Genomic DNA, 23,155 nt, shown 5'->3' with positions numbered 1-23,155 from the left:
GTCTTCGCCCACAACGTCGAGACCGTCCCCCGGATCTTCAAACGCATCCGCCCCGCGTTCCGCTACGAACGCTCCCTGGACGTCATCACCCAGGGCCGCAACCTCGGCATGGTCACCAAATCCAACCTCATCCTCGGCATGGGCGAAACCCGCGAAGAGATCTCCGAGGCCCTCCGCGACCTGCACGAAGCCGGCTGCGACCTGATCACCATCACCCAGTACCTGCGCCCCTCCGAACGCCACCTCCCCGTGGACCGCTGGGTCAAGCCGCAGGAATTCGTGGACCTCCAGCAGGAAGCGGACGAGATCGGCTTCCTCGGCGTCATGTCCGGGCCCCTCGTGCGTTCCTCGTACCGCGCCGGCCGGCTCTGGGCCACCGCCATGCGCAAAAAAGGCTGGGAAATCCCCGCCGAACTCGCCCACATCGAATCCTCCGGCAGCACCCGGCAGGAAGCCAGCTCACTGCTCGCCGCACACTCCTAAACCCCCACCACCAGCTTGCCGCCCAGGGCCGGCGCCGGAGCAATCCGGCGTCCGGCCCTGAGCCGTGCATCACGTAGAATTAAGGCACTATGGCGAATTTCCCTGACTCCAGCACGTCCACTCCTTCAGCCGGTGAGCCGAAGCGTGGCCTCTTCTCCCGCAAGCCCAAGGCTGCAAAGGTGAAGAAGCCGAGCCGGCTGAAGCAGATCAGGGAAGTCTTCGAGATGACCCGCCGCCACGATCCGATGGTTCCGTGGCTCATGCTGCTGGCCTTCCTCGGCGTCGTCGCCGTCAGCTTCGCGGTCGGCTTCCTGCTGGACAACTGGATCACCGGCCTGATCATCGGCATCCCGCTGGGCATCCTCGCCGCCACCCTGATCCTGTCCCGCCGCGCCGAACGTGCGGCCTTCGCCCAGATCGAGAACCAGCCGGGCGCCTCGGGTGCCGCGCTGGGCACGCTCCGCCGCGGCTGGATCACCGAGGACCAGCCGGTCGCCGTGAACCCGCGCACGCAGGACGCCGTCTTCCGCGCCGTCGGACGTCCGGGCGTCGTGCTGGTCAGCGAGGGCCCGAGCCACCGGGTCAAGCCGCTGATCGACGGCGAACGCAAGCGCCTCGCGCGCATCCTGCCGAACGTCACGATCCACGTGATCGAGAGCGGCCGCGGCGAGGGCCAGGTCCCGATCAGCCAGGTGGCACGCAAGATGGGCAAGATGAAGAACGAACTGACCAAGATCGAGGTCAGCACCGTTTCCAAGCGCATCTCCTCGCTCGGCAACCGCCTGCCGATCCCGAAGGGCGTCGACCCGTACAAGGCCCGCCCGGACCGCAAGGCGGCCCGCGGGCGCTGACCCGGACGTTTCGTTCCAGCCACGCTTTTGGATCCGCCCCGGATACCGGCACCCGCCGGCCGCCGGGGCGGTCCGTTTTTATCCCGCTGCTTCCCCGCGCCGCTTCACCACCCGGTCCGCGCCCGGCGCCCCGGCGCGGCCCTCACCCCGACACGATCCCGGAGACTGCCCCATGAGACTGCCCTCGAAGACCACCGTCATCCGGATTTTCCGGATCCTCGCCGTCGCCGAAGCCTTCAGCTGGGCGGCGCTGCTGGTGGGGATGTTCCTCAAGTGGGTGCTGCGGACCACCGAGGTGGGCGTTGAACTCGCCGGACCGGTCCACGGGGCTTTCTTCATCGGCTACGGGCTGGCAGCCCTCGCCGTGTGGCGGCTGCAGCGCTGGCCGTTCCGGGTCGCCCTGTTCGCCGGGCTCGCTGCGGTGCTGCCTTTTGCCACGGTGTGGTTCGAGCGCTGGGCCGGACGGCGCGGCTACCTTGCGGCCGCCACCGGCCCGGCCGCGGCGCGGGTCCAGGAGCCAGCGGAAGTCTAGGCTCCCTGCGGCCGCGCCCGACAGGCACGCGCCGCGTCGGCTACATCCGGACGAGGACGGTATTCATCGCCTTGTCGTGCAGGCCGCGGTGGTCCGGATCGAAAATAACGGCGGGGATCACCAGGCAAAGCAGCACGCTGCGGACCAGGCCGGCGAGCGGCCCTGCGGGGCCGCCGCCCAGCCGGATGACGTGGATGCCCATGATCCGGTGGCCGATGCTGTAGCCCAGCGTGCCGACCAGGAGGGCCTGCTCGATGGCGAAAACCGCCAGGGTGGCCCAGGAATCGCCGCCGAAGGCGAAGTTGCTGATCAACAGCGCGATGCCCCAGTCGATGCAGATCGCAAGGATCCGGCGTCCGGCGCGGGCGATGGAACCCCGGCCGGATTCGGGCAGGCCCAGCCGCTCCCCCGGGTACTTGGAAATGCCGGAGGTGTCCGGTCCGCTGAGCCAGGAGCCTATGTCTTTGCGATCAACCACCCTCCAAGCCTATCCGCTTCACGCCCACCCCGAACGTGTTCACGATCCGGACAATTACTAGCCACTGAGCGGACACGGATAGGCCACAGTGTGGACAGCGACTAGCGTTAACACGTCAGCGCATTCTGTAACCTGCCCGAAACAAAGCGGACACCGTCGGGAAATCCCGCGTCCCTAGGGTGGTAACAGTTGCCGGCAGCACCGTTGGCGGGGACGCACTGCGTTCCATCCGCCCGGCTGCGCTGGACCTCACGGCCTGACGGCCAGATCTTTCATATGCGTAAGGAGCATAGATGTTCAAGACTGCGGACGAAGTCCTCAAGTTCATCAAAGACGAAGACATCAAATTCGTTGATATCCGCTTCACCGACCTGCCCGGCGTCCAGCAGCACTTCAATGTTCCGGCCAAGAGCGTCGACGCTGACTTCTTCGTCAACGGCCAGCTCTTCGACGGCTCGTCGATCCGCGGCTTCCAGGGCATCGCCGAGTCGGACATGCAGCTCATCCCGGATGTCACGACCGCGTTCGTCGACACCTTCCGCATCGAGAAGACCCTCGCGCTGAACTTCTCCATCGTCAACCCGCGCACCGGCGACCCGTACCACCGCGACCCCCGCGGCGTGGCCGAGAAGGCCGAGGCCTACCTGGCCTCCACCGGCATCGCCGACACCGCGTTCTTCGCCCCCGAGGCCGAGTTCTTCGTCTTCGACAACATCCAGTACGAGTCCTCCCCGCAGGGCAGCTTTTACAAGATCGACTCCGAGGAAGCACACTGGAACACCGGCCGCAAGGAAGAGGGCGGCAACCTCGGCTACAAGACCCCCGTCAAGGGCGGCTACTTCCCGGTCGCGCCGACCGACAAGCAGGCCGACCTGCGCGACGCCATGTGCGTGGCCCTGGACGAGGCCGGCCTCGAGGTCGAGCGCAGCCACCACGAGGTCGGGTCCGCCGGCCAGGCCGAAATCAACTACAAGTTCACCACCCTGACCCACGCGGCCGATGACCTGCAGAAGTTCAAGTACGTCATCAAGAACACCGCCGACGCCTGGGGCAAGTCCGTCACCTTCATGCCGAAGCCGGTCTTCGGTGACAACGGTTCGGGCATGCACTGCCACCAGTCGCTGTGGAACGGCGGCGAGCCGCTGTTCTACGACGAAAAGGGCTACGCCGGCCTGTCCGACACCGCCCGCTGGTACATCGGCGGCCTGCTCAAGCACGCCTCCGCCGTCCTGGCCTTCACCAACCCGACGGTGAACTCCTACCGCCGCCTGGTGAAGGGCTTCGAAGCCCCGGTCAACATGGTCTACTCGCAGGGCAACCGCTCCGCCGGTATCCGTATCCCGATCACCGGTTCGAACCCGAAGGCCAAGCGCATCGAGTTCCGCGCACCGGACCCGTCCTCCAACCCGTACCTGGCGTTCGCTGCCCAGCTGATGGCCGGCATCGACGGCATCCGCAACCGCATCGAGCCCCCCGCGCCGATCGACAAGGACCTCTACGAGCTCCCCGCCGAGGAAGCCAAGGACATCCCCAAGGCGCCGGGCACCCTCGAGGAAGCCCTGGAAGCCCTGGCCGAGGACAACGAGTTCCTGCAGGCCGGCGGTGTCTTCACCCAGGACCTGATCGACACCTGGATCGAGTACAAGTACGAGAACGAGATCCGTCCGCTCTCGTTGCGCCCGAACCCCTACGAGTTCGAGCTCTACTACGGCGTCTAGCCGTCCGGGCCGCAAGGCCCCGGAGTAAAAAAGCCCGCCCGGGCCGCCAATCACGGCGGCCCGGGCGGGCTTTTTATATCCTGGGCGCTAGGCCCGGTTGACGCGAATGGTCACGTTCGGGCAGGAATTGGCGAGGCGCACCAGCGCCGCCTTTTCAACGGCGTCCACGCGCAGTCCCCAGCGGATCTTCACCGCCACCCATTGGCCGATATACGCGCAGCGGTTGGCGGGCGGCATCCAGGCCTCCGGTCCCTTGGCTTGCTTGGCGGAGTTGAGCGCGGAGGTCTGGGCGCTGAGCGTCCGCGGGTCGCTCAGGTCGTTGTAGTACGCCACCCGCCGGGCCTGCGACCAGTAGCGGGCTCCGGATCCCCAGGCCTCATGGACGGGTACCGTGTGGTCGATCTGCACGGTGGAGGCTGAGGTGTGGACCCGGTTGTCCCATGGGGTGACCCAGCGGCCCCTGCTGACCGTGCAGCCGCGGCTGGTGAAGGCCAGAGCGGCCCGGGCCTCCTGGATGAGGACCTCCTGCCGGGTGTTCTGGCAGTCGCGGTTGGCGTCCTTCCAGGTGCCGAAGTACCGGTCGCGGTCGTAGCCCGTGTTGACCTCCGGGGCGACGAGGAGCGCCCGCACGGCGGTGCGAAGGGGCGCCTGGTAGACCGTGGCGGCCTCGGCGGGAACGGCCAGTCCGGTCAGCAGCAGACCGAGCACGATCCCGGCTACCCCTGCTCGACTCCCGGCGCGGAGGCCCCGCGGAAGCAGCTTTGGCCGGGGCCGGGCCTGGGCTCGCGCAGGCAAGGGCGGTTGGACGTTCATGTTCCCCCAATAGTGACTCTCAGAAAGTGGCGCCGGTGCGTGGCGCGAAGGTCATTCTGGCACACCAAAAGGAGGACATCCGGCACCGGCCCGCCGCCCCACGTTCCTCGCGCCGCGCCGCTTTGCCGGTTCGAGGCTACGCTTGGTCCTAGGAACTTCCTTGAGGAGCGGTAATGTCCCGGTTCCGGACTTTTATCCAGCGGCATCTGGTGGCCGACGACCCGGCGCCGGGCTATTCGCGCCTGGACCGCCTCGGAGGCCTCGGGGAACCGCCGGCCGTGACGGCGGCCCCGGCAGCCAGTCCCACATCAGCTCCGGTAGCCACCGCACCGTCAGTCCCGGCGGCAGTCCCCCGCGCAGCCGCCGGGGACGCGGAGCTGGCCGCGGTCGAGGAAAGACTTCGGGCCGACGAGCAGGAGTTCGCCGGCGGGGTGGCCGACCGGTCCGCCCGGGACCGGCGCTACCTTCTGGCCCTGGTGGAGCAGCAGCGGGCCCGGCTGGAGCAGGTGGAGGAACTGGCGGAGCGCCTTGATGGCCATGACTCCCAGGGCAGGCACTATGCCCGGCTGATCCGCGCTGCCCTCAGGCCGCCCGTGGACGACCCGGGTTTCAGAACGCCCGGTACATGATCCGTTGCGGCCCGGCGTCGCCGCCCAGGTATTGGCCGCGGTCCTCGAAGCCGGCCTTCCGGTACGCCTTCTGCCCGCCCGGGTTGGCTTCGTTGACGGACAGCACAACGCCGCGCTGGGCCCCGCCCTGCCGGAGCGTCAGCCGGGCCGCCTCGCGAACCGCGGCGTCCGCCGCCGCGGTGCCGAACCCCCTGCCCTGGTGGCGCCGGTCGATCAGGAAGCCGCGGAGCAGCCAGGCCGATTCGTCGTCGGCCCAGCCGGCGGCGCGGGCGGCCCCGGCCTGCAGGGTGGCGACGCCGACGGCGCTGCCGCCGGCGTCCAGGACGTAGGGAAAGCGGCTGTCCTCTTCCAGGCCCAGGAGCATCATCCGCAGCGGATCGCCGACGAACCTTTGCTGTCCCTCGCCCAGTTCCAGCCCGGCGGCCTCGCCCAGCTTGATGGCGCGGGCGTCGCCGTCGAGGTCCCTGAGGCTGATCAGCCAGACGTGTGCAGACATACGGAAAAGCCTAACCGGGGCCCGGGCCGCTCCGCTGCCGGAGGGCCCGGGCCTCGCCGGCGGGTCCGCTAGAGGACCTTGGAGAGGAACTCCTGGGTACGCTGCTGCTGCGGGTTGCCGAACAGTTCCTCCGGGACGCCCTGTTCGCAGATGACGCCGTCGGCCATGAACAGCACCCGGTCGGCCACCTCGCGGGCGAAGCCCATCTCGTGGGTGACCAGGACCATCGTCATGCCCTCGCGGGCCAGATCCTTGATCACCTGTAGCACCTCGCCGACCATTTCGGGGTCCAGCGCGGAGGTGGCCTCGTCGAAGAGCATGATGTCCGGGTTCATCGCCAGGGCTCGTGCGATCGCGACGCGCTGCTTCTGGCCGCCGGAGAGCGACGCCGGCCGGGCGTCCGCCTTCTCGGCCAGACCCACCCGTTCCAGCAGTTTCAGGGCATTGGCGCGCGCTTCTGCCTTGCCCTGCTTCTTCAATTCGACCGGCGCGAGCATGATGTTCTCGATCACTGACATGTGCGGGAACAGGTTGAAGTGCTGGAACACCATGCCGATGTGCCGACGGACTTCGTTGATGTCGACCTTCGGATCGGTCACGTCGAAGCCGTCCACCGTGACGTGGCCGGCGGTGATGTCCTCGAGCTTGTTCAGGCACCGCAGGAAGGTGGACTTGCCCGAGCCCGAGGGGCCGATCACACAGACCACCTCCCCCTCGGCGACTTCGGCGTTGATGCCCTTGAGGACCTCATTGGCGCCGAAGGACTTCTTCAGCTCCCGGACGGAGATTTTGCTCGGTGCGGTGGTTGCCGTGCTCATTTGTTGAACCTCTTATCCGCGACGTTGGCCAGCTTGGTCAGGAGCATGATGACGACGAAGTACAGGACCGCGACGATCAGCAGCGTTTCGGTGATCCGGAAGTTGCCGGCGTAAATCTGCTGGCCCTGGTAGAGCAGCTCGGCGAAGCCGATGGCCAGCAGCAGCGAGCTGTCCTTGAGCATGATGATGAGCTGGTTGATCAGGGACGGGGTCATGATCTTGAACGCCTGCGGCACCACGACCTTCTGCATGGACTTGGCGTAGCCCAGGCCCAGGCTGCGGCTGGCCTCAAGCTGGCCCGGGTCCACGGACTGGATGGAGCCGCGTACGATCTCGGTGATGTAGGCGCCGGCATTGAGGCTCAGCGTCAGCACGCCTGCCACCCAGATATCGATCGGCTGGCCGGTCAGCTGCGGGACGCCGAAGTAGAAGAAGAACGCCCACACCAGCAGCGGGGTGCCGCGGAAGATGTTGACGAAGGTGGTGGCGATGCCGCGCAGCAGCACGGACGTGGAGATCTTCAGGAAGCCCATGAGCAGGCCGATCAGCATGGCCAGGGCGAAGGAAATCGCGGTCACGAGGACGGTGTTGCCCAGGCCCTTCATCAGGGCCGGGAAGCTGTTGGCCAGCAGGTCCCAGAAACTGGACTGCGCCGCCTGTGACGGGTCCTTGAGGTACTTGTCCAGGATCTTCTGGTACTCGCCGCTGGACTTCAGGTCCGCGAGGCCGGTGTTGAACGCCTTGAGAAGTTCGGGGTTCTTGCCCTTGTTGACCGCGAAGCCGTAGGAGCCGCCCTTTTCCTTCTCGGAGACGGCCTTCAGTCCGTTGTTCTGGCTGATGCCGTACGCCAGCACCGGGTAGTCGTCGAAAACGGCGACGGCGTTGCCGGACTTCACGAGTTCGTACATGGTCGCGGACTGGTCCAGGGACTTGACCGTGAAGCCGTACTTGCCGGCGATTGACTTGGCGAAGGTTTCGCCCTCACTGCCGGTCTTGGCCGTGACGGTCTTGCCCTTGAGGTCCTCGTAGCCCTTGACGTCAGTGTTCGACTTGGCGACCGCCATCTGGACGCCCGACTCGAAGTACGGGTCGGAGAAGTCATAGATCTGCTTGCGCGGCTCGGTGATGGACATGCCGGCGATCACGCCGTCGACCTGGTTGGAGGACAGCGCCTGCAGCGCCGCGTTGAAGCCGAGCGACTTGATCTCGACGGAGAAACCCTGGTTCTTGGCGATCTGCCGGATGATGTCCATGTCGATGCCGGTCAGCTCGCCGCCGGCATCCCGGAACTCGAACGGGGCGAAGGTCGTGTCGGTGCCGATGACGTATGTTTTCCCGGAGACGCTCGACGCCGCGGCGGCCGGCTGTGGCGCCTCGGCGGCCTGGCGTACGTCCGCCGGGGCGGCGGCTGCGCCGGTAGCTCCGAAAAGCAATGCGGCGAAGGCCAGCAACGCTGCTAGGACCGTGGCCGTCCGCGGCCGGGCGGCGCCGGCCTGCTGGAGTCTGGGCAAGGTAAACAACCCCTCAAGTGGTGTGGCAGCCGGCACCGATGGCCGGCGAAGTACCCCTCGAGGCTACCCGCATTTATCCGGAGGCGGGATAAATGTCGGCCCCGGCGGCCTACTGGCCGTAGAAGACGCGCTCGAAGACCGCCCGGGCCCGCCGGCTCAGCCGCAGGTAGTCCTCCTCCAGTGCCGCGGCGTTGCCGTGGCCGTAGCCGCACCAGCGCGCCACCGCCTCCAGGTCCCGCCGCGAGGACGGCAGCAGGTCCGAGGCGCGGCCGGTCCAGATGACGTTGGCCGATCGGATCCGGCTCGCGAGCCGCCAGGCCCGCAGCAGCAGCACGACTTCCCCGCCGTCCAGCAGTTCCAGCTCCCCGGCCGATTCAAGCGCCTCCACGGTGGAGGTGGTGCGTAGTTCCGGATGCCGTCCGGCGTGGCGCAGCTGCAGCAACTGGGCGAGCCATTCGACGTCGCTGAGGCCGCCGCGGCCCAGTTTCAGGTGCCGGGCAGGGTCCGCGCCGCGGGGCAGCCGTTCGGCCTCCATCCGAGCCTTGACCCGGCGGACCTCGCGGACGTCCTGGTCCGATACCGACTCCGGGTAGCGGATGGGGTCGATCAGCGCTATGAAGTCCGCGGCGAGCTCATCGTCGCCGGCCATCGGGCGGGCCCGCAGCAGCGCCTGGGCCTCCCAGATCAGGGACCAGCGCCGGTAGTACTCGGCGTAGGACTCGAGCGAGCGGACCATCGGGCCGTTTTTGCCCTCGGGCCGCAGGTCCGCGTCGACCGCGAGGACCCGTTCGGCGAGGATGGCGGGCTTCAGCGGCTGGGTCAGCAGGCTTGAGAGCTTCCCGACGATGCGCGCCGCCTGCGCCTGGGCTTCGTCTTCCGGGACACCGGGCAGGCCGCGGTGGACGTAGATGACGTCCGCGTCGGAGCCGTAACCGATCTCCCGGCCGCCCTGGCGCCCCATGGCGACCACCAGGACCCGGGTCTTGAGCGGCTCCCGCGCCGAGACCACGTTCTCGGCCACGCGGAGGGCGCCGAGCATGGCGGCGCGGTCGGTGTCGGCCAGCGCCGCCCCGACCTGATCCTGGTCCAGCAGCCCGGCGCTGTCGGCGATCGCGATCCGCAGGATCTCCCGCCGCCGGATCAGCCGGATCAGCCGCATGGCGCTCTCCGGGTCCGAGTGCCGGGACATCTTCGAGGTGATCTCCAGCCACTGCGCCTCGAAGCCGACCGGCACCAGGTCCTTATCCGAGCCGAGCCAGGCGACGGATTCGGGCGAAACTTCCAGCAGGTCGGAGATCAGCCGCGAGTTCGACAGCACGTGGCAGAGCCGCTCGGCCGCCGCGGTCGAATCCCGCAGCAGGCCGAGGTACCAGTGCGTCGTGCCGAGCGCTTCGCTGACCCGACGGAACGCCAGCAGCCCGGCGTCGGGGTCCACGCCGTCGGCGAGCCAGCCGAGCAGGATCGGCAGCAACTGGCGCTGCAGCGCCGCGCGGCGGCTCACGCCGGCGGTCAGCGCCTCGATGTGCCGCATGGCGCCTGGCGGGTCGAGGTAGCCGAGGGCGGCCAGCCGGCCCTGCGCGGCCTCGGGCGTCAGCCGGGCCTCCTCGCTGCTCAGCGCCGCCGCGGTGTTCAGCAGCGGCCGGTAGAAAATGCGTTCGTGGAGCTCGCGCACGGAACGTTTCGTCTTCCGCCAGGCCGACAACAGCGCGTCGGGGTGCGGGCGTTCGGTGGAAAACGGCCCCAGCACGGCTTTGGCGAGGGAGCGCAGCGACGCTTCCTTGACCGGCATGAGGTGGGTGCGGCGCAGCTGGAACAGCTGGATCCGGTGTTCGAGCAGGCGCAGGTACCGGTAGTCGCGGTCGAATTCCTTCGCGTCGGCGCGGCCGATGTAGCCGCCGGCGGAGAGCGCCGCGATCGCCGAGGTGGTGTCCCGGCAGCGCAGGCTCTCGTCGGACCGGCCGTGCACCAGCTGCAGCAGCTGGACGGTGAACTCCACGTCGCGCAGGCCCCCGCGGCCCAGTTTGAGCTGCCGCTGTTCCTCGTCGGCCGGGATGTGTTCGGTGACCCGGCGGCGCATGGACCGGACGGATTCTACGAAGCCCTCCCGACCGGCGGAGGACCAGATCAGCGGGCCGACGGCGGCCTCGTAGCGGGCGCCGAGGGCGGCGTCACCGGCGATGGTGCGGGCCTTCAGCAGGGCCTGGAATTCCCAGCTCTCGGCCCAGCGGGCGTAGTAGCTCTCATGCGAGGCCAGGGTGCGCACGAGCGGCCCGGACTTGCCCTCGGGGCGGAGGTTGGCGTCGACCTCCCAGAGCCCGGGCTCGCGGGCGGTGGACATGATGGCCCGCGAAATCCCGGAGGCCAGGGCGGTGCCGATGGTGTTCGCCCGGGCGTCATCGAGGCCGCCGGGGTCGATCACGTAGATGACGTCGACGTCGGAGATGTAGTTCAGTTCGCGGGCACCGCACTTGCCCATCCCGATCACGGCCAGCCCGACGTCGGCGACCTCGGCGGCGCTGAACTGCTCCGCCGCCTCGGCCCGGGAGACGGCCAGGGCCGCCTCGATCGCGGCGCCGGCGAGGTCGGCCAGTTCGGCCCCGACGGCCGGCATCGCATCGAGCGGATCGGCGGCGCAGAGGTCCTTGACCGCCAGTTCCACCAGGCCACGCCGGTACGCGGTGCGCAGGGCCGCATAGCCGTCCTGCCCGGCCAGCGCCGCCACCGGCCGGGCCGCCCGGGGATCGGCGCGGACCGCCTGCAGCAGCCGGGTGCGCAGCGCAGCGGCGTCGGCCGGTTGCGGTTCCGGGCTGGCCGTCACCTCGAAGGCGTCCAGGTGTTCGGGGTGCCGGATGAGGAACTCCCCGAGCGCCTCGGACGCGCCCAGGACGCGGTAAAGCGGCTCGCTGCGCTCCGGGTCGGCGGCGGCCAGCTTCCGCAGGTCCGGGTGCTTCTCGATCAGCCGGACCAGGGACTGCAGCGCCGTGTCCGGGTTGGCGGCCAGGGCCAGACCGGCGAACAGGGCATCCTCGTCCAGGCCGGCGAGTTCGGGCGCGGCCAGGAACCGCTCGCCCTTTTCCAGGTCGTTGAAACCCGCGGCGATGAGGCGCCGTGCCAGGCTCACCGCAAACCCCTAGAGGATGGCCAGGTTGCGCTGCAGTTCGTAGGGCGTCACCTGGAGGCGGTAATCCTGCCACTCGGCGCGCTTGTTGCGCAGGAAGTGCTCGAAGACCTGCTCGCCCAGGATCTGCGGCATCAGTTCCGAATCCTCCATGGTCCGGATGGCGTCGTGCAGGCTGGCCGGCAGCGGGTCATGGCCCATCGCCCGGCGCTCGGCCGAGCTCAGCGACCAGATGTCGTCCTCGGCGGCGGCGGGCAGCTGGTAGCCCTCCTCGATCCCCTTGAGACCGGCGCCCAGCAGCACGGCGTAGGCGAGGTATGGGTTGGCGGCGGAGTCGATGCCGCGGTACTCGATTCGCGCCGACTGGCCCTTGCCGGGCTTGTACAGCGGGACCCGGACCAGGGCCGACCGGTTGTTGTGGCCCCAGCTCAGGTAGCTGGGGGCCTCTCCCCCGCCCCAGAGGCGCTTGTAGGAGTTGACGAACTGGTTGGTCACGGCCGTGAACTCGGGGGCGTGTTTGAGGATGCCGGCGATGAACTGCCGCGCGGTCTCGGAGAGCTGGAACTCCGCGCCGGCCTCATAGAAGGCGTTGGTGTCGCCTTCGAAGAGGGAGAAGTGCGTGTGCATGCCGGAACCCGGGTGCGCGGTGAACGGCTTGGGCATGAAGGTCGCGTAGGTCCCCTGCTGCAGGGCGACCTCCTTGATCACGGTGCGGAAGGTCATGATGTTGTCCGCGGTCTGCAACGCGTCGGCATAGCGCAGGTCGATCTCGTTCTGGCCGGGCCCGGCCTCGTGGTGGCTGAACTCGACCGAGATGCCGACCGATTCGAGCATGGTCACAGCCGTGCGGCGGAAGTCCTGCGCGACGCCGCCGGGCACGTGGTCGAAGTAGCCGCCCTCATCCACCGGGACGGGCGCGCCGTCGGGGCCGGGGTGCTGGGACTTCAGCAGGTAGAACTCGATCTCCGGGTGCGTGTAGCAGGTGAAGCCCATGTCCGCGGCCTTGGCCAGGTTGCGCTTGAGCACGTTACGCGGGTCCGCGGCGGAGGGCTCGCCGTCGGGCGTCAGGATGTCGCAGAACATCCGCGACGTCGCCTCGGTCTCGCCGCGCCACGGCAGGATCTGGAAGGTGGCGGGATCGGGCTGGGCCAGCATGTCGGATTCGAACACCCGGGCCAGGCCCTCGATCGAGGAGCCGTCGAAGCCCAGGCCTTCTTCGAAGGCGCCTTCCACTTCGGCCGGCGCCAGCGCCACGGACTTCAGCGAGCCCACGACGTCGGTGAACCACAGGCGCACGAAGCGCACGTCGCGCTCTTCGATCGTCCGCAGGACAAACTCTTGCTGGCGGTCCATGGTGCCTCTTTCCGGGTTCGCATCCGTGCCCGGGCCCGTCCCGACTCCTCGTCACGGCTGGCGCCCGCAGCTACCTTCGACTCACTCTACTAAGCATTTCCGGCGTTTGCTGGCCGGGCCGCGGGGCGTAACACGCCGTTAACACAACGCTCCGCCGGGCGCCCCTCGCGGCCCGCCGCGGCGGTACCCCGGAACCCGCCGCGGGGGGGCGTCCGGTGGCTCGGACCGGGGGTGGCACACTACGCTCAAGGCATGGCCCCCAGCAACAGCCCCGATTCGCCCCTGTCCGCAGAACTCCCCGCCCCCTACGGCGACGGACCCGCCCCGGCCGCGTCCGCGCCGTCGGCCCCGTCCCCCGCCGCCACTCCGGCCGCCGCGAAACCGGCCGGCCGGATCCGGACACATCATCTGCGCCAGGCGAAGCTCAACGGTGAGCGCTTCGCCATGCTGACCGCGTACGACCAGTACGCGGCCGAAATCTTCGATCAGGCCGGCATCGAGGTCCTGCTGGTGGGCGATTCGGCGTCGAACAATGTCTTCGGCAACGAAACCTCCCTGCCGGTCACCGTGGATGAGTTGCTGCCGCTGTGCCGGGCGGTGACCCGTTCAGCCCGCCGCGCCCTTGTGGTGGCGGACCTGCCGTTCGGCAGCTACGAGGTCTCCGCCGGGCAGGCCGTCGCGACGGGCGTGCGTTTCCTCAAGGAGGGCGGTGCCCACGCGGTCAAGATCGAGGGCGGAAAATTCTATGCGGAGACCGTCCGGGCGATGGTACAGGCCGGCATCCCGGTGATGGCCCACATCGGTTTCACCCCGCAGAGCGAGCACGCCCTGGGCGGCTACCGGGTCCAGGGCCGCGGCGACGACGCCCAACGCCTGATCGAGGACGCCGTGGCGCTGGCGGACGCCGGTGCCTTCTGCGTGCTGATGGAAATGGTGCCGGCGCCGACCGCCGCCGCCGTCGACGCCGCCGTCGAGGTTCCCACGATCGGCATCGGCGCCGGCAACGCAACCACCGGCCAGGTGCTCGTCTGGCAGGACATGGCCGGGCTGCGCGGCGGCAAAATGGCGAAGTTCGTCAAGCAATACGCGGACCTGCGGACCACCCTGAGTGAAGCCGCCAGGGCGTACGGCGAGGACGTCCGCTCCGGCCAGTTCCCCGGCCCCGAGCACTCCTTCTAGCAACCGGTCCGGGCCGGGAGCTCAGCCGGGCTGCCGGCCCCGGGCTTCCCGGGCGGCGCCGGGGGCGCGCCCGGGTGCGGCGTTACGCGTCGTCGTCGTCCTTCTCCCAGGCCTCGTTGCGCGCCTTGACCTTCTCGAGGGCGTGTTCGGCTTCCTCGCGAGTCTTGTACGGGCCAATCAGCTGGCTCCAGTCCGACATGGCGTCTTCCTCGATCTCGTGCGTGTTCACGTTGTACCAGTACTCGGCCATCGGATCTCCTTCTGCGCTGAACGTTCGGGCTGCATATTCCGGCCCCATTCTCCAGCTTTGATTTTCCAGTGTATTTACCGCCCCCATTTTCGAGCCTGCGGCCGGGGGCTTATAGAATCAATCTATGCCTTCCCTCACCTCGACTGCACCCATCGGCACCCTTGTCCCGGGGACAGTCAGCCCGCAGCTTGCCGTGCCGGCCTCCATTCCGCGCCCCGAATACGTCGGCAAGCCGGCTCCGGCCAAGTTCACCGGCTCCGAGGTCAAGTCCGCCGAGACGATCGAGAAGATCAGGATCGCGTCCCGTATCGCCGCACAGGCCATCGTGGAGGTGGGCAAGCATATTGAGCCCGGCGTCACCACGGACCAGCTGGACAAGGTGGGGCACGAATTCCTGCTCGACCACCAGGCCTACCCCTCCACGCTCGGCTACCGCGGCTTCCCCAAATCGCTCTGCTCGTCCCTGAACGAGGTCATCTGCCACGGCATCCCGGACAGCACCGTGGTCCAGGACGGGGACATCCTCAACATCGACATCACCGCTTTCATCGGCGGGGTGCACGGCGACACCAACTACACCTTCCTGGTCGGCGAGGTCGACGAGGAATCCCGGCTGCTGGTCAAACGGACGGAGGAGTCCCTGCGCCGTGCCATCCGGGCCGTCGCGCCGGGACGGGAAATCAACGTGATCGGCCGGACCATCGAGTCCTACGCCAAGCGCTTCGGGTACGGCGTCGTCCGCGACTTCACCGGCCACGGCGTCGGCGAGGCCTTCCACACGGGGCTGATCATCCCGCACTACGACGCGGCCCCGGCCTACGACACCGTCATGGAAGCCGGCATGGTCTTCACGATCGAGCCCATGCTGACCCTGGGCACCGTTGAGTGGGATATGTGGGCCGACGACTGGACGGTCGTGACCCGCGACCGGAAGCGGACCGCGCAGTTCGAACACACGCTGCTGGTCACGGACTCCGGCGCCGAGGTCCTGACCCTGCCCTGATCCGGCACCGCTTTCGCATACCCTGAACAAGTCCCACCCTGCCCCTGCCACGAACGGAATCCCATTGGCCAAGAAGGACGAGAAGTCGAAGAAGAACGCCCCGCTGATCGGCATCGATATCGGCGGCACCGGCATTAAGGGCGGCATCGTCGACTTGAAGAAGGGCAAGCTCGTGGGCGACCGGCTCCGCGTGCCCACCCCTCAGCCGTCCACCCCGGAGTCCGTGGCCGAGGTCGTCGCGCAGGTCGTCGCCGAACTCTCCAAGCGTCCCGACGCCCCGGCCGCCGACTCCCCCGTCGGTGTGACCTTCCCCGGCATCATCCAGCACGGCGTGGTCCACTCGGCCGCGAACGTGGACAAGTCCTGGCTGAACCTGGACATCGATGCGTTGCTGACCGCGCGCCTCGGCCGCCCGGTCGAGGTCATCAACGACGCCGACGCCGCAGGCCTGGCCGAGGCCCGCTACGGCGCCGGCGAGGGCATCAACGGCACGGTCCTGGTCATCACGCTCGGCACGGGCATCGGGTCGGCGTTCATTTTCGACGGCAAGCTCGTCCCCAACGCTGAACTGGGCCACCTCGAGGTCGATGGTTTCGACGCCGAGAGCAAGGCCTCCGCCGTTGCCCGGGAGCGTGACGGTCTGAGCTGGGCCGAGTACAGCGTGCTGCTGCAGCGCTACTTCTCGCACGTCGAGTTCCTGTTCTCCCCGGAACTGTTCATCGTCGGCGGCGGGATCTCCAAGCGCGCCGACGAATACCTCCCGCACCTGAAGCTGCGCACCCCGATCGTTCCGGCCGAACTGAAGAACGACGCCGGGATCGTCGGCGCGGCCATCGAGGTCGCGCTGACGCACAAGCTCGCGAAGTAGCCCACAGCGCGTAAAAACCGGCCCGCAGTTATCCAACTGCGGGCCGGTTTTTTGGTGGAGCCGGTGGTGGCCGCGGCTTCCCCTCCGCTGCCACCACCGGAACTTGGCTGAGCCTAGAGCGGGCTCTTCTGCGAGTTCTTGCCTTCCAGCCCCTTGGACTCGGCCTCATGGCGGAGCAGGGCGATGGCGGACTCGAAGTCTTCCAGCGATTCGAAGGCCTGGTACACGCTGGCGAAGCGCAGGTAGGCCACCTCGTCGAGGCGCTGCAGGGGGTTGAGGATCGCCAGGCCCACCTCGTGGGCGTCGATTTCGGCGGCGCCGGACGCGCGGATGGCCTCTTCGACTTCCTGGGCGAGCATCGCCAGGTCGTCCTCCGTGACGGGACGGCCCTGGCAGGCCTTGCGCACGCCGTTGATGACCTTGCTGCGGCTGAACGGTTCGCCGACGCCGGAGCGCTTGATCACCGTCAGGCTGGTCGTTTCCACCGTTGTGAACCGGCGGCCGCATTCGGGACACTGGCGGCGGCGCCGGATGGCGGAGCCGTCGTCGGCGATGCGGCTGTCCACCACACGGGAGTCAGGGTTGCGGCAGAACGGGCAATACACGTCGGTTCCTCCCCTGTCGCAAGCCGTGCCGCCGTCGGCGGTCAGGAGGCACCGCTGGTGGAGCCTCCGGGATCAGTTTACGACTAGATGTTGCTGAATAACAAGCTTGTAATTACTACATGTTGTGGTCAGGCGCCGCGGCTGCCCGCGGACTCCCGGGCCGCGAAGCGGGCGGTGACCGCCTCGCCGTGGGCCGGCAGGTCTTCGGCCCCGGACAGGCTAACGATGTGGTCGCTGACCTCGGCCAGGGCGTCCCGGCTGTAGTTGACCACCTGGATGGCGCGCAGGAAGGTCGTCACGTTCAGGCCCGAGGAGAACGCGGCGGTCCCGCTGGTCGGCAGGACGTGGTTGGAGCCGGCGCAGTAGTCGCCCAGGCTGACCGGGCTGTAGTTGCCCACGAAGATGGCCCCGGCGTTGCGGATCTTCGCCGCAACGGCGGCGGGGTCGGCGGTCATGATTTCGAGGTGCTCGGCGGCGTAGGCGTCGCAGGCCGCTATGCCCTGGGCCAGGTCCTCCACCAGGACGACGCCGGACTGCGGCCCGGAAAGTGCCTCGCGGACCCGGGCGGAGTGCTTGGTGGCGGCGGCCAGGACGCCGAGCTCCCGGCGGACGTCCGCGGCGAGGTCCGCCGAGTCGGTGATCAGCACCGAGGCGGCCTTCGGGTCGTGCTCGGCCTGGCTGATCAGGTCGGCGGCGACGAGGTCGGGGCGCGCCGTCGCGTCGGCCAGGATCGCGATCTCGGTGGTGCCGGCCTCCGAGTCGATGCCCACGACGCCCTTGACGAGCCGCTTGGCGGTGGCCACGAAGATGTTCCCCGGCCCGGTGACGACATCGACGGGGTCGATGCCTTCGGCCCCGTCAGCGCCGGGGATGCCGTAGGCGAAGGCGGCGATCGCCTGGGCCCCGCCGATGGCGTAGACCTCCTCGATCCCCAGCAGGGCCGCGGCCGCGAGGATCGTCGGGTGCGGCAGGCCGCCGAAGTCCTTCTGGGGCGGCGAGGCCAGCGCAATCGACTCGACGCCGGCGGCGAGGGCGGGGACGACGTTCATGATCACGGACGAGGGGTAGACGGCCAGCCCGCCCGGAACGTAGAGGCCCACCCGGGCCACCGGGACCCAGTTCTGGCTCACCACGGCGCCCTCGCCGAGTTCGACGTCGGTGTTGGCCGGCCGCTGCGCGTCGGCGAAGAGCCGTGCCCGGCGGATGGATTCCTCCAGGGCGGCGCGCACGGCCGGATCCAGGCCATCCAGCGCGGCGGCGAGGGCCTCGGCCGGGACGCGCGGGTGGAGCTGGTCGACGCCGTCGAAGTTCCGGGCGAACTCACTGAGCGCCTCGAAGCCCCGGCTGCGGACCGACGTGATGATCGCCTGGACCTTGTCCGCGGCATCGGCGACGGTGCCCTGCTGGGCCCGCGGGACCGCCGCGCGCAGGCCGGCCAGGGACAATCGCTGCCCGCGCACGTCGACGGTGCGGAAATCGAGGTCGGTGGTGGCGGGAACCGTGGGCGCGGGGCTGTCAGCTGTTGGGGTCACCCGACCATTTTACGCGCCGCCGGCCCACGCCCCGGACGCAGCGGCCTGCCGACCGCGGCTGTTACGCGGCCGGGGACGGACCGGCGCCGGCGCCCTCCGGTTCCGAACCGGTGAAGGCGGTGGCCAGGAAGAGCGCCAGGGCGGTGGCGGCGGGCCAGATGAGCAGGACCGGGTAGGCCCGGAGCGAGAACGCGATGCTTGCGCTGGGCGAGGTGTCCTCCGCGGCCCCCCACCAGCCGCCGGCGAGGACCCCGGTCCCCCACGCCAGCAGTGCCCCTGCGCCTGCGGCGGCGACGGCAAGGAATACGGCCGCGGCGCCCAGCCGGGCCGGCCGGTTCCCGGCGACGAGGACGCCGGTCACGCAGCCGGCGAGCAGGAACAGCCCGGCCAGGACCAGGTCACGCGGCAGCCAGGTTTCGGGGTTGGTGCCGGAGCTCAGCGACGCGTCGCGGGTCAGCAGGTTGAGTCCGGCCGGTGCCAGCAGCCACCACAGCAGGCCCAGCGGCAGGCCGACGGCGGTGATGGCGGCCGGGCCACGCCAGCGCCGACGGCGCCCGGACGGGGCGGCGGTGCCGGGGCCGCCGTCGTGGACATGGATCGGCGGGTGCACCGCGGGGTGGGTCATGGAAGCCACCTTAACAAAGGAAGCGGCGGCGCTGCGCATTGCCCTGCCCGGGTCCGCCGTCCTGTGGCGCTACCTGCGCCGCGTCCGCCCGCGCGGATGACGGGAGGGCGACGCCGAATACCGCCGGTGCCGTGCGGCGGAATACGCTGGCAGGGAGCAGCACTCGCAGCACCAGCACCAACAGGGAGATGAACCACAGTGGCCACAGCCGAAGAAGCCTTTGAGGGAACGTTCAAGGAGATGTTCCGCCGGCACGCGGCCGGCGTCGCGATCATCACCGCGAACTACCAGGGCGTGCCGTACGGATTCACCGCCACGTCCGTGGCGTCGCTGTCGGCCCGGCCGCCGCGCTTCACCTTCAACATGGCAAGGACCTCCCGGTCGTGGCCGGCCGTGGCCAACACCAGCTACATCGGCGTGCACATGCTCGGGCTCGAGAACCAGGAACTGGCCGACCGCTTCGCCCGGACCCGGGACCGCTTCGAGGGCGACCATTGGGAACTCGGGCCGCATGAGGTGCCGATCCTCAAGGATGTCTCCGGCTGGCTGATCGGCAAGATCCAGATGCGGCTCTCCTTCGAGAACAACGCCGTGGTCGTCGTCGAGGTCGTCGACGGGGCGGTCGGCGGCGAGTCCCAGCCGCTGCTCTACCACGGCGGCAGCTACAGCCGGCCGGTGCCGCTGGACTACGAGATCTAGCTGTCCAGGCAGGTCGGGCCGAGCAGCACCTTCAGGTCGCCGAACAGCGACGGGCTGGGGTTGACCCGCAGGTGCACGGGCAGGCCCATGACCTCGACCCGGGAGTCGCCGTGCAGGTGCAGCCGCACCTCGGACTTCCCGCGGTGGGTGCGCAGCACCTCGCCGAGTTCGTTCACGACCGCTTCGGTGGCCTTGTGCGTCGGCATGGTGATCACCAGCGGCCCGTCCAGGCCCTCGCTGAGGTCCGGCACCGAAAGCTCCATGCAGTTCAGCGCCACCGCGCCGTCGTCGCGGCGCTGCAGGCGGCCCTTGACGACGACGATCAGGTCCTCGGCCAGGACCGAGGCGATCGGGCCGTAGACCTGCCCGAAGAACATCACCTCGACCGAGCCGCCCAGGTCCTCGATCTCGGCGCGCGCGTAGGCGTTGCCGCTGGCCTTGGCGATCCGCCGGCTGAGCGAGGTGATCATGCCGGCGATGGTGATGATGGCGCCGTCGTGCGGTCCGTCCTCGGCGATGATCGAGGTGATGGACTGGTCGGCGTGCTGGCTCAGCAGCCCTTCGAGGCCCTGCAGCGGGTGGTCCGAGACGTAGAGGCCCAGCATGTCCCGCTCGAAGGAGAGCTTGTCCTTCTTCTCCCACTCGGGCAGGTCGGGGATCTCGATGCTCAGCGAGGACTCCGACTCGGTGTCGTCGATGCCGGCGAACAGGTCGAACTGACCGATCGCCTCGTTGCGCTTGAGGGTGATCACCGAGTCGATGGCTTCCTCATGGATCATGGCCAGGGCCCGGCGGTGGTGGCCGAGTGAATCGAAGGCGCCCGCCTTGATCAGCGATTCGATGGTGCGCTTGTTGCACACCACGGCCGGCACCTTCATGAGGTAGTCCTTGAACGAGGTGTACGCCCCTTCGCGCTCCCGGGCGGCCACCATCGCGTCGACGGCGTTAGCGCCGACGTTGCGGATGGCGCCCATGCCGAAGCGGATGTCGTTGCCGACCGGGGTGAAGTTCAGCGCGGACTCGTTGACGTCGGGCGGCAGCACCGTGATGCCCATCCGGCGGCATTCGTTGAGGTAGATCGCCGACTTGTCCTTGTCGTCGCCGACGCTGGTCAGCAGGGCCGCCATGTACTCGGGGGCGTAGTGCGCCTTCAGGTACGCGGTCCAGTAGGAGATCACGCCGTAGGCGGCGGAGTGGGCCTTGTTGAAGGCGTAGTCGGAGAACGGCAGCAGGATGTCCCAGAGGGTCTTGACCGCCTCCATGGAGTAGCCGTTGTCCTGCATGCCCTGGGAGAAGCCGGCGAACTGCTTGTCCAGCTCGGATTTCTTCTTCTTGCCCATGGCGCGGCGCAGGATGTCGGCCTGGCCGAGCGTGTAGCCGGCTAGCTTCTGCGCCACGGCCATGACCTGCTCCTGGTACACGATCAGGCCGTAGGTGCCGCCCAGGATCTCGGCCAGCGGCTCCTCGAGCTCCGGGTGGATCGGGATGACTTCCTGGATGCCGTTCTTGCGCAGGGCGTAGTCGGTGTGGGCGTTGGCGCCCATCGGGCCGGGCCGGTACAGGGCGAGGACGGCGGAGATGTCCTCGAAGTTGTCAGGCTTCATCAGCTTCAGCAGCGACCGCATGGGTCCGCCGTCGAGCTGGAACACGCCCAGGGTGTCGCCCCGGGCCAGCAGTTCGTAAGAGGCGGCGTCGTCCAGGGCCAGGGATTCCAGGTCCAGGTCGATGCCGCGGTTCATCTTGATGTTTTCCAGGGCGTCGGAAATGATCGTCAGGTTCCGCAGGCCCAGGAAGTCCATCTTGATCAGGCCCAGGCCCTCGGACGTCGGGTAGTCGAACTGCGTGATGACCTGGCCGTCCTGGAAGCGGCGCATGATCGGGATGACGTCGATGATCGGGTCCGAGGACATGATGACGCCGGCGGCGTGCACGCCCCATTGCCGTTTCAGGCCCTCGATGCCGAGGGCGGTCTCGAAGACCTTCGCGGCTTCGGGATCCGTGCTGATCAGCTGGCGAAAGTCCCCCGCCTCGCCGTAACGCTTGGCCTCGGGGTTCTGGATGTCGGCCAGCGGGATGTCCTTGGCCATGACGGCCGGCGGCAGCGCCTTGGTCAGCTGCTCGCCCATGCTGAACGGGTAGCCGAGCACGCGGGAGGAGTCCTTGAGCGCCTGCTTGGTCTTAATCGTGCCGTAGGTGACGATCATGGCCACGCGCTCGTCGCCGTACTTGCGGGTCACGTAGTCGATGACCTCGGACCGGCGCCGGTCATCGAAGTCGACGTCGAAGTCGGGCATGGAGACGCGGTCCGGGTTGAGGAAGCGCTCGAAGATCAGCCCGTGGTGCAGCGGGTCAAGGTCGGTGATGCGCATGGCGTAGGCCACCATGGAGCCCGCGCCCGAGCCACGGCCGGGCCCGACCCGGATGCCGTTGTTCTTGGCCCAGTTGATGAAGTCGGCCACGACCAGGAAGTAGCCGGGGAAGCCCATCGAGGTGATGACGTCGAGTTCGTAGTCGGCCTGGGCGCGGACCTTGTCCGGGATGCCCTGCGGGTACCGGTAGTGCAGGCCCTTGTCCACTTCCTTGACCAGCCAGGAGGTCTCATCCTCGCCTTCCGGGCAGGGGAACCGGGGCATGTAGTTCGCGCCGGTGTTGAAGGACACCTCGCACCGCTCAGCGATCAGCAGGGTGTTGTCGCAGGCGTCCGGGTGGTCGCGGAAGAGTTCGCGCATCTCCTGCGGCGACTTCAGGTAGTAGCCGCTGCCGGAGAAGGCGAACCGCGAGCCGCCGTTGTCGTAGGTGGGTTCGAGCAGCGTCGAGCCGGACTGGATGGCCAGCAGGGCCTCGTGCGCCTTGGCGTCGTGCTCGTGGGTGTAGTGCAGGTCGTTGGTGGCCACCAGCGGCAGGTTCAGTTCCTTGGCCAGCCGGAGCAGATCGCCGGTGACGCGCCGTTCGATGTCCAGGCCGTGGTCCATCAGTTCGCAGAAGTAGTTCTCGGCACCGAAAATGTCGCGGAACTCGGCCGCGGCCTCGAGGGCTTCGCGGTACTGCCCGAGCCGCAGCCGGGTCTGGATTTCCCCGGACGGGCAGCCGGTGGTGGCGATCAGTCCCTCGGAGTAGGTGTTGAGCAGTTCGCGGTCCAGGCGGGGCCACTTGCCGAACACCGAGTCCAGGGAGGCGATCGAGGAGGCGCGGAAGAGGTTGCGCATGCCGGTGTTGTTGTAGCTCAGCAGCGTCATGTGCGTGTAGGCGCCGCCGCCGGAGATGTCGTCCTTGCGCTGGTTTTCCTCGCCCCAGCGCACCCGGCTCTTGTCCGTGCGGGCGGTGCCCGGGGTGACGTAGGCCTCGACGCCGATGATCGGCTTGATTCCCTTGTCCGTGGCCCGCTTCCAGAAGTCGAAGGCGCCGAAGAGGTAACCGTGGTCCGTGGTGGCCAGGGCGGGCATGCCCAGCCGCTCGGTCTCGTCGAAGAGCTCCCCGAGCCTGGCCGCACCGTCCAGCATGGAGTACTCGGTGTGGTTGTGGAGGTGGACGAACGAGTTGTTGCTGGAAGTCACCGAATCATTCTAGTGCCGGGCACGGACAGTTCCGTTCCCG

At 68.6% G+C, this 23,155-nt stretch carries 20 protein-coding genes and 1 pseudogene; 8 read left to right on the top strand and 13 right to left on the bottom strand.

The features are described from left to right. From ASG71_RS15570 to ASG71_RS15560, 3 genes and pseudogenes are all read left to right on the top strand, one after another. Positions 1-483: pseudogene (locus ASG71_RS15570) on the top strand (lipoyl synthase); the annotation flags it as partial. Between the two features lie 89 nt (positions 484-572). Beyond that, positions 573-1,334 (top strand): DUF4191 domain-containing protein, encoded by a 762-nt coding sequence (locus tag ASG71_RS15565; RefSeq protein ID WP_056740980.1) that lies wholly within the window; start codon positions 573-575, stop codon positions 1,332-1,334. A gap of 172 nt (positions 1,335-1,506) precedes the next feature. After that, the gene (locus tag ASG71_RS15560; RefSeq protein ID WP_056740979.1) at positions 1,507-1,866 is read left to right on the top strand and encodes a DUF3817 domain-containing protein; all 360 of its coding nucleotides are present in this window, start codon (positions 1,507-1,509) and stop codon (positions 1,864-1,866) included. 40 nt (positions 1,867-1,906) lie between these two features. Here the strand turns inward: ASG71_RS15560 and ASG71_RS15555 are convergent, their stop codons facing one another. Continuing rightward, complete coding sequence (locus tag ASG71_RS15555; protein ID WP_056740976.1) at positions 1,907-2,344, bottom strand: RDD family protein; 438 nt, start codon at positions 2,342-2,344, stop codon at positions 1,907-1,909. Between the two features lie 293 nt (positions 2,345-2,637). On the opposite strand from ASG71_RS15555, the gene glnA (ASG71_RS15550) reads away from it, so the two are divergent. After that, on the top strand, positions 2,638-4,062 hold the full coding sequence (glnA, locus tag ASG71_RS15550) for a type I glutamate--ammonia ligase (protein WP_056740975.1): 1,425 nt from the start codon (positions 2,638-2,640) through the stop codon (positions 4,060-4,062). 87 nt (positions 4,063-4,149) lie between these two features. On the opposite strand, the gene ASG71_RS15545 is transcribed toward glnA (ASG71_RS15550), so the two are convergent. The 7 genes from ASG71_RS15545 to glnA (ASG71_RS15515) form a co-directional block, all read right to left on the bottom strand. Further along, on the bottom strand, positions 4,150-4,770 hold the full coding sequence (locus ASG71_RS15545; RefSeq protein ID WP_056740973.1) for an HNH endonuclease family protein: 621 nt from the start codon (positions 4,768-4,770) through the stop codon (positions 4,150-4,152). 437 nt (positions 4,771-5,207) lie between these two features. After that, positions 5,208-5,432, bottom strand: a complete 225-nt coding sequence (locus tag ASG71_RS15540; RefSeq protein ID WP_157366490.1) for a hypothetical protein — start codon at positions 5,430-5,432, stop codon at positions 5,208-5,210. Positions 5,433-5,484: 52 nt separating this feature from the next. Then, complete coding sequence (locus tag ASG71_RS15535) at positions 5,485-6,000, bottom strand: GNAT family N-acetyltransferase (RefSeq protein ID WP_056740969.1); 516 nt, start codon at positions 5,998-6,000, stop codon at positions 5,485-5,487. A 68-nt stretch (positions 6,001-6,068) separates the two neighbouring features. After that, positions 6,069-6,818 (bottom strand): amino acid ABC transporter ATP-binding protein, encoded by a 750-nt coding sequence (locus tag ASG71_RS15530; RefSeq protein ID WP_056740967.1) that lies wholly within the window; start codon positions 6,816-6,818, stop codon positions 6,069-6,071. After that, the gene (locus tag ASG71_RS15525; protein WP_056741001.1) at positions 6,815-8,266 is read right to left on the bottom strand and encodes an amino acid ABC transporter substrate-binding protein/permease; all 1,452 of its coding nucleotides are present in this window, start codon (positions 8,264-8,266) and stop codon (positions 6,815-6,817) included. Before ASG71_RS15525 ends, ASG71_RS15530 begins: the two co-directional genes overlap by 4 nt. 172 nt (positions 8,267-8,438) lie before the next feature. Beyond that, on the bottom strand, positions 8,439-11,450 hold the full coding sequence (locus tag ASG71_RS15520; RefSeq protein WP_056740965.1) for a bifunctional [glutamine synthetase] adenylyltransferase/[glutamine synthetase]-adenylyl-L-tyrosine phosphorylase: 3,012 nt from the start codon (positions 11,448-11,450) through the stop codon (positions 8,439-8,441). Positions 11,451-11,459: 9 nt separating this feature from the next. Continuing rightward, entirely contained in the window at positions 11,460-12,800 is a 1,341-nt protein-coding gene (glnA, locus tag ASG71_RS15515; protein WP_056740963.1) for a type I glutamate--ammonia ligase, read from the bottom strand. A 252-nt stretch (positions 12,801-13,052) separates the two neighbouring features. Between glnA (ASG71_RS15515) and panB the strand changes: the two genes are divergently transcribed. After that, positions 13,053-13,979 (top strand): 3-methyl-2-oxobutanoate hydroxymethyltransferase, encoded by a 927-nt coding sequence (gene panB / locus ASG71_RS15510; RefSeq protein WP_056740961.1) that lies wholly within the window; start codon positions 13,053-13,055, stop codon positions 13,977-13,979. An 82-nt stretch (positions 13,980-14,061) separates the two neighbouring features. Here panB and ASG71_RS16735 read toward each other — a convergent pair whose 3' ends face one another. Further along, on the bottom strand, positions 14,062-14,229 hold the full coding sequence (locus ASG71_RS16735; protein WP_157366488.1) for an SPOR domain-containing protein: 168 nt from the start codon (positions 14,227-14,229) through the stop codon (positions 14,062-14,064). A gap of 124 nt (positions 14,230-14,353) precedes the next feature. On the opposite strand from ASG71_RS16735, the gene map reads away from it, so the two are divergent. After that, positions 14,354-15,232 (top strand): type I methionyl aminopeptidase, encoded by an 879-nt coding sequence (gene map, locus ASG71_RS15505; protein WP_056740958.1) that lies wholly within the window; start codon positions 14,354-14,356, stop codon positions 15,230-15,232. Positions 15,233-15,296: 64 nt separating this feature from the next. Next, positions 15,297-16,100 carry a polyphosphate--glucose phosphotransferase gene (gene ppgK, locus ASG71_RS15500; RefSeq protein ID WP_056740956.1) on the top strand — a complete coding sequence of 268 codons (804 nt, stop codon included), beginning with the start codon at positions 15,297-15,299 and terminating at the stop codon, positions 16,098-16,100. Between the two features lie 113 nt (positions 16,101-16,213). On the opposite strand, the gene nrdR is transcribed toward ppgK, so the two are convergent. The 3 genes from nrdR to ASG71_RS15485 form a co-directional block, all read right to left on the bottom strand. Then, complete coding sequence (nrdR, locus tag ASG71_RS15495; protein WP_056740954.1) at positions 16,214-16,705, bottom strand: transcriptional regulator NrdR; 492 nt, start codon at positions 16,703-16,705, stop codon at positions 16,214-16,216. Between the two features lie 128 nt (positions 16,706-16,833). Further along, positions 16,834-18,237, bottom strand: a complete 1,404-nt coding sequence (gene hisD, locus ASG71_RS15490) for a histidinol dehydrogenase (protein WP_056740951.1) — start codon at positions 18,235-18,237, stop codon at positions 16,834-16,836. A gap of 61 nt (positions 18,238-18,298) precedes the next feature. Further along, positions 18,299-18,862 (bottom strand): hypothetical protein, encoded by a 564-nt coding sequence (locus ASG71_RS15485; RefSeq protein WP_056740998.1) that lies wholly within the window; start codon positions 18,860-18,862, stop codon positions 18,299-18,301. 240 nt (positions 18,863-19,102) lie between these two features. Between ASG71_RS15485 and ASG71_RS15480 the strand changes: the two genes are divergently transcribed. Next, entirely contained in the window at positions 19,103-19,561 is a 459-nt protein-coding gene (locus ASG71_RS15480; protein ID WP_056740996.1) for a flavin reductase family protein, read from the top strand. Here ASG71_RS15480 and dnaE read toward each other — a convergent pair. After that, a complete protein-coding gene (gene dnaE / locus ASG71_RS15475) occupies positions 19,558-23,115 on the bottom strand; it encodes a DNA polymerase III subunit alpha (RefSeq protein WP_056740950.1) in 3,558 nt (1,185 codons plus the stop codon). The two genes, ASG71_RS15480 and dnaE, sit on opposite strands and share 4 nt — an antisense overlap. Between the last annotated feature and the right edge of the window lie 40 nt (positions 23,116-23,155).

This window comes from Arthrobacter sp. Soil763 (assembly GCF_001428365.1).
Classification (GTDB): Bacteria; Actinomycetota; Actinomycetes; order Actinomycetales; family Micrococcaceae; genus Arthrobacter.
Note: the sequence above shows the minus strand (reverse complement) of the source record. Positions and strands in the feature narration are given on the sequence as shown.